The 6,000-nt window shown below is 60.2% G+C and carries 5 protein-coding genes; 4 read left to right on the forward strand and 1 reads right to left on the reverse strand.

Going from position 1 to position 6,000, the window contains the following annotated elements; translation table 11 throughout:
* Window positions 1–65 precede the first annotated feature (65 nt).
* Window positions 66–1,436 (reverse strand): transposase, encoded by a 1,371-nt coding sequence (locus tag ACMRQN_RS00945; protein WP_418733427.1) that lies wholly within the window; start codon window positions 1,434–1,436, stop codon window positions 66–68.
* 475 nt (window positions 1,437–1,911) lie between these two features.
* Here ACMRQN_RS00945 and ACMRQN_RS00950 point away from each other — a divergent pair, with 475 nt between their 5' ends.
* The 4 genes from ACMRQN_RS00950 (at window position 1,912) to ACMRQN_RS00965 (ending at window position 5,650) form a co-directional block, all read left to right on the forward strand.
* Window positions 1,912–2,652: a leucine-rich repeat domain-containing protein gene (locus tag ACMRQN_RS00950; protein ID WP_170264482.1), complete on the forward strand. Its 741-nt coding sequence runs from the start codon at window positions 1,912–1,914 to the stop codon at window positions 2,650–2,652.
* 201 nt (window positions 2,653–2,853) lie between these two features.
* Window positions 2,854–3,864, forward strand: a complete 1,011-nt coding sequence (locus tag ACMRQN_RS00955; RefSeq protein ID WP_418733428.1) for a radical SAM protein — start codon at window positions 2,854–2,856, stop codon at window positions 3,862–3,864.
* Window positions 3,865–3,908: 44 nt separating this feature from the next.
* Entirely contained in the window at window positions 3,909–4,898 is a 990-nt protein-coding gene (locus tag ACMRQN_RS00960; RefSeq protein ID WP_418733429.1) for an ABC transporter permease, read from the forward strand.
* Entirely contained in the window at window positions 4,892–5,650 is a 759-nt protein-coding gene (locus ACMRQN_RS00965) for an ABC transporter ATP-binding protein (protein ID WP_418733430.1), read from the forward strand. The genes ACMRQN_RS00960 and ACMRQN_RS00965 overlap by 7 nt, the downstream gene beginning before the upstream one ends.
* Window positions 5,651–6,000: the final 350 nt, after the last annotated feature.

Raw genomic sequence — 6,000 nt, forward strand, 5'->3', positions numbered from 1 at the left:
CGCTCGCGCCAGCCCCCTCCCGGGGGCTTTCGGACAAGGCGCAACGCCCTTCTATGTCCCCGCCGCTACTTCAGCCGGGTCAGCGGCGGCTCGCCGCGCCTGGCGCGCTCGACGTCGAGGATCTCCGGCCTGAGCGTCAGCTCGTCGCGCGGGACCTCGCGTATGCCGAGCGCGTCGAGGAGCGCGCCGGCGTCCCCGTCGCCGTAGACGAAGCGCAGCATCTGGATGGGCGATTTCCCGCCGAGGGACTCGCGGGGGTTGGAGTTGACGTGGCTCATGAGCACGGCCATGTCGGCCGGGACGAGCTCGTCGAAGGCGAACATGCCCTTCTCCAGGAGCTGGCGGACCTCCGTGTGGTTCTTCTCGCAGCCGCCCTTCTGCTGGGACTGGCGCGGGTCGCAGTAGTACAGGCGGACCTTGAGCTCGCCGCCCTCGGCGCGCTCGCCGAGCAGCTTCCCGATCCCGTCCTCGTCGGCGAACTCGTCGCCGTTGTCGGTGAGGGCGGTGCGCATCCACCTCTCGAACATCCGCCCGGGCATGACCGACCTGACGTCCGCGATCGCCCTCTTCACGCTGCCGCAGTCGTGCGCCCTCACCAGCAGCGCGAGCTGCACGTGGCAGGGCAGGTTGTAGAGCGTGAGGACCGCCTGCGCGTCGACGGCCCTCCCGACGACGCTGTCGAGCTCGGTGCGGGCGCCCTTGCGCTCGCCCGGAAGCTTCTCGAACTCGCCGTGGCTGCGCTTGGGGGAGTGCGGGGTCGGCTTGCGCGGGGCCTTCCTGTCGCGCGGCTTGAAGCCGACCTTGCGCTCGAGCTCTAGGTTGGTCAGCCCGCCGTAGCCTGCGTCCACCCAGCGGCATATCGTGGAGCGGTGAACGCCCACGGCGTCCTCGTAGAGCACGGATATCTCGTAGGGCGACAGCCCCCGCGACAGGCCGTCCTTGATGTGCGCGAGGGCGACCTCCGCCTTCTCCCTGGGCATGTCGATGCCCTTGCGGGAGTCGCTTCGGCGCTCGTCGGAGGCCTTCTGGGCCACCTCGGCGTCGTAGACGTAGCGATTGGGGCGGTTGCAGCCGTAGCGGTTCTTGCGGCAGCCGTTGCAGACCCAAGGGGCCCCGACGAGCACGTCGCAGGCGACCTGGTCGGCGTAGGCGGGGCACTCGTCCCGGCAGTCGCGCGCGTCGCACCCGGCGCAGTATGCGCCCTCGCGCACGCACTCGGCGCAGACCCCGACGCGCTTGCACCAGTTCCTGCCGCGGCATGCCGACCTGCGCGCCTTGTAGGCGCGCAGGTGCCTGTTCTCGCGCACCTCGCGGGAGACGGTCGACGGCTGGCGGCCGATCAGGCTCGCGATCCCCCTGAACGGGTCGCCGCGGTCCAGGCCCGCCTTGATCTCCTTCCTTTCCCTCAGCGTCAGTTGGCTGTAATGTTTGTCCATGGCTCTTTCCGATCTGTTATGGACGGCAAGGTTTGGCGACTAAGCACCATAGCGGGAAAGGGCCTTCTTGTGTACGGCGGCAAACGCTCGGGCCGAAGGGCCCTCGTGTTTGCCGGGGGCTTGCGCCCCGCCCCGCATGCGAACTGACCGCAACCGTTGCGTCTAGTCTGCAAGTTTGCGGTTAGCGTTGCGGTGAGTATGGAAAGTTTGGCCCCAGCACGGAAAGAGAGGAAAGGGCTGCGGTTCTTCGAGAAATAAATAAAAGGTCTTTACAACTATTGGACAATGTCATACACTAGCCACTGTCTGAAACACAAGTGGACAGCCTCGACCGAGTCTCGCTTTACCACTCGGTCGGGGCTGTTTGCTGCTTTCGCGGATCGAAACTGGTTCGCCTATTGCTTGAGAGCCTTGCTGTTGGCCATATTGACCGTATTGTCTTCTTCGCTTGCAGGCTCTACGTTTAGGAGATGCCTTGAATCCATTCAACGACAGGGAAGCCGCCGCAACCCGTTCGTCCTGCGGCGCAGGCAGCGGCGCTCGCTTCTCTCTCATTCTCGAGCGCTATTGCTCAAATGACCGCCAGCACGTCACGGTCCCCGAGGGAACGACTCAGATTCTTCCCAGTGCATTCATGGGGCATGGCGAAATAGAGACCATCACGTTGCCCGAGAGCTTGGAGTCGATAGGGGGCAAAGCCTTCGCGCAGTGCTCTTCCCTGCGCGAAATCGTGCTCCCCCCGGCGCTGTTCGAATTGGGGCAGGGGGCGTTCTGCGGCTGCGTCTCCCTTGAGCGGGTCGTGCTGCCGGATTGGCTATTTCGCATTGGCGCGTCTGCCTTCGCCCAATGCGATTCCCTTCGCTCGGTTTTGGGCGGCATGCGCGTGGGCACTGTCGAGAGCGACGCCTTCTGCGGCTGTGGCCGTTTAACTGAAGTGTCCTTCCTCTCCGGCGTCAAGGAACTGGGCAGGGGAGCTTTCGCAGGATGCTCCGCGTTGGAAGAGGTGACGCTCTCTCGTTCGATGGACCGGATAGGAGACGAGGCGTTCAGGAGCTGCCGTCGTCTGACGAGGGTTCGCATGCCCGATCACGTCGCCTCTCTCGGCAAGGGGCTATTCACAGGGTGCTTTGATCTTGATGCGATCGAGGGGATGCAGCCTCTGGCCGAGGCCTTCCCCGGGGCGTTACCGCACAAGGCGACGCTGTCTGACCGCTAGGAGGGACGCGTGTGGGAATAGGGTAAGGCTGCGCTCGCGCCACCTCGACGGAGACCAGCCCCCCTTCCGCTTGCCGCGCCATTCGGGAGCGAATGCGCTTGGATTTTATAATAGACCTTGTCCAGTAATGAATCATGACATACAATTGCTTAACGCAATTGCATCGTGCGTTTTCAGACCAAATTCAAAAGGAGCATAGACATGCAGGTTTTTGACCAACACATTTACGACATCGTCGAGAAGGGCCTTCAGGGCAACGGGCTTACCGAAGAGGAGACGCTCGCCCTTTATCGCGTTGAGGCCAGCAGCAAAGAAGCGGCGTATATCCGCTGGGCAGGGCAGGAGCTGTCCATGCAGGCAGCGAATGGGACCGCCGAGATCCATGCGCAGATCGGCCTCAACAGCACCATCTGTCCCATGAACTGCAAGTTCTGCTCCTTCGCCTCGTGCAACACGGTGCGCAAGGGCAAGTATGAGCTCCCGAAAGAAGACGTGCTGGAGTACGCGAAGATCTATATGGAAGAGGGCGCGAACCTTTTGCTCATGCTGACCACCGCAAGCTACAGCTTCAACAAGCTTGTTGACATGGTGGGATCGGTGCGCGAGGTCATTCCGGCTGACATGCCGTTGCTCGTCAACACTTCCGACATGGACCTTGCCCAGTGCAAGGAGCTCAAGGCTGCGGGCGCGAACGGCGCCTACCATGCCGTTCGCATGCGCGAGGGCATCGACACCGACATCCCTGTTGAGAATCGCATGCAGACGTTTGCCAACATGCGCGAAGCAGGCCTTTCCCTCTCTACGTGCGTCGAGCCGGTCGGTCCCGAGAACACGCCCGAGGAGCTTACCGAGGCGACGATGCGCTGCATCTCAACCAACCCGGTTTCCGCTGGCGTGGGCAAACGCATCACCGTCCCCGGCACCCTGCTGGAGGACCGCGGCATGCTCACCGACATCGTCAACGCAAACATGGTTGCCGTCTATCGCCTTGCGACAGGCCGCGATCTGCGCTTGAACTGCTCGGCAAACACGGTGATGACTGCTGCTGCAGGCGCCAACCTGGCATGGGCGGAAGTTGGCACGAACCCGCGCGACACCGTCGAGCGCACCGAGCACGGCGGACGCGGCGGCAACATCAAGCAGCTGCGCAAGATGTTTGCCGCCTCTGACTGGAAGGTTCTCGAGGGGCCGTCAACGGGTTGGATGCTCTAAAAGCCCGCATGTGTTGCTGAGACGGTTGTGAATTGGGAAACATGATGTCGACAGAATCAATCTTCGGGAAGGTTAACTTCATCGAGGCGAAGGACGCTCTGAAGCTTCTCGCCGCACTTGCCGCCATCGCCGTTGCGATAGGCTTCGATGCTCTTGTGCCCACGGTTTATCCTGAAGGTTATGTGGAGCGCTATTACCCGATATTTCTTCGCATCTTGTTTGCCGCGTATCTTGCGCTTTCCGTCTTGTCGGTTTGGTTTCCCGGTATTCGTAGGAGGGTTGTTCGATATTGGGGGTTGCTCATTGCGCTAGTTGCCCTGTTGTCGCTTTACACCTACCAAACGGCGAAAACGGGAAACCTGCTCTTGCCGGTCATGCCGAGCCCCGATGCAATTATCGCAGCGGTGTTCGAAGACGGCGCAAAGGTTTGGAAGAATTTCTCGGCTTCGTTCACGCTTCTTCTTGAAGGCGTAGCGTGCGGTTTCGTTGCCGGAATGATTTACGGAACTCTCATGGGCTACAGCCGCTTCTTCAATTACTGGCTGCAGCCCATCATCAAGGTAATAGGTCCCGTGCCTTCCACGGCCTGGATGGCCATTGCCATGGTTTTGGCGCCTTCAAGCCACATCGCTTCGGTGTTCTTGGTGGCGCTCACCACGTGGTTCCCGCTGTCGGTGAATCTGTCGGGCGGCATTCGCGGCGTGCGAAAGGTATACATAGAGCGCGCCCAGATCATGGGAGCCTCGCCGCTCCATATCATTCTTCACGTGATCTACCCTGCGGTCCTTCCCAACATCTTCACGGGGATGTTCATGGGCCTTTGCTTTTCCATGACGTCGCTTGTCGGTGCCGAGACGCTCGGTGTGCAGGCTGGGCTCGGATGGGTCATTAACTACGCGCAGGGTTGGAATGAGTTCGATCTCATCTTCAGCACCATAATCATTTTCATATTGATGGCTTTCGTGTTGCTGACCATCTTGTTCAAGTGTCAGAAACACCTCATGAAATGGTCGAAGGGGGCCATCCAATGGTAGCGCCCAATCATCATCTTATCGCTCAAGGAATCAAGCGCGCGTTTAAAGCAGACGACGGAACCGAATTGGTTGCTTTGAGTGACTTCGATCTCGAGGCGAAACAGGGCGAGGTTGTTGCCTTGATCGGCCCTTCCGGTTGCGGAAAGTCAACTTTCTTGCGCTTGGTGGCCGGCCTGGATACACCTCAGTCAGGCGAGCTCACCTACAATGGCAGCCCTATCACGGGCCCCGACCCGAATCGCGGATTCGTCTTTCAGCAGGCTAACCTCTACCCATGGCTGACGGTTGAGAAAAACGTCGCCTTCGGGTTGAAGGCAAACGGCACGTACAAGGAAAACCGGCATCGCGTGCAGGAGATGATCGACCTCATGGGCCTTGCCGGCTTCGAGAAGTCATACCCGCATCAGATCTCGGGCGGCATGGCCGCTCGCGTGGCAATCGCCCAGACGCTGGTGATGGATCCTGACGTGCTGCTGCTCGATGAGCCTCTTTCGGCTCTTGATGCTTTCACGCGTGCCGTTATTCAGGATGAGATCTTGGCTATGTGCGTGAAATTCAAGCCAATTGTCTTGCTCGTGACCCACGACATTGAAGAGGCGGTGTACCTTGCCGACAGGGTTGTGGTTCTCTCTCCTCGTCCCGGTACGAAAGTGGCCGAGATTCCCGTTGACTTGCCGCATCCCCGCGATCGCATATCCAGCGAGTTCATCGCGAAGCGCCACGAGATCCTCAACGCTCTTAGGTTTGAGTAGGAGAAGGTTCAATGGCGAGATTTTCTGCCTCAACTGAAGCCGACAGCTCAAACCAAAAGGATACGGCTTCAATCGAGAGCCTCATGATGCGCGATTCTGATGTTCCCCCCGAGCGAAGGGTGGTTCTCCGGGCGCGTTCGACGGAAGCGGCGAAGATGCTCATACCTTTTGCGGGCATCTTCCTTGCGTATCTAGTGCATGTCCTTGTTCCCAATGTATATCCAGCAACCTATGTTCCGAAGTATTGGGCGCCCTTCTTATTGGGGTGCGCGGGCGTTTGGACGGTCGTTTGGCTGCTGGGCTTGTTTATCGTCCCTGTCCGCAAGAAGGCTCTTAGGCTCTCTTGGCTG

It is taken from the genome of Ellagibacter sp. (assembly GCF_048412355.1).
GTDB lineage: Bacteria > Actinomycetota > Coriobacteriia > Coriobacteriales > Eggerthellaceae > Ellagibacter.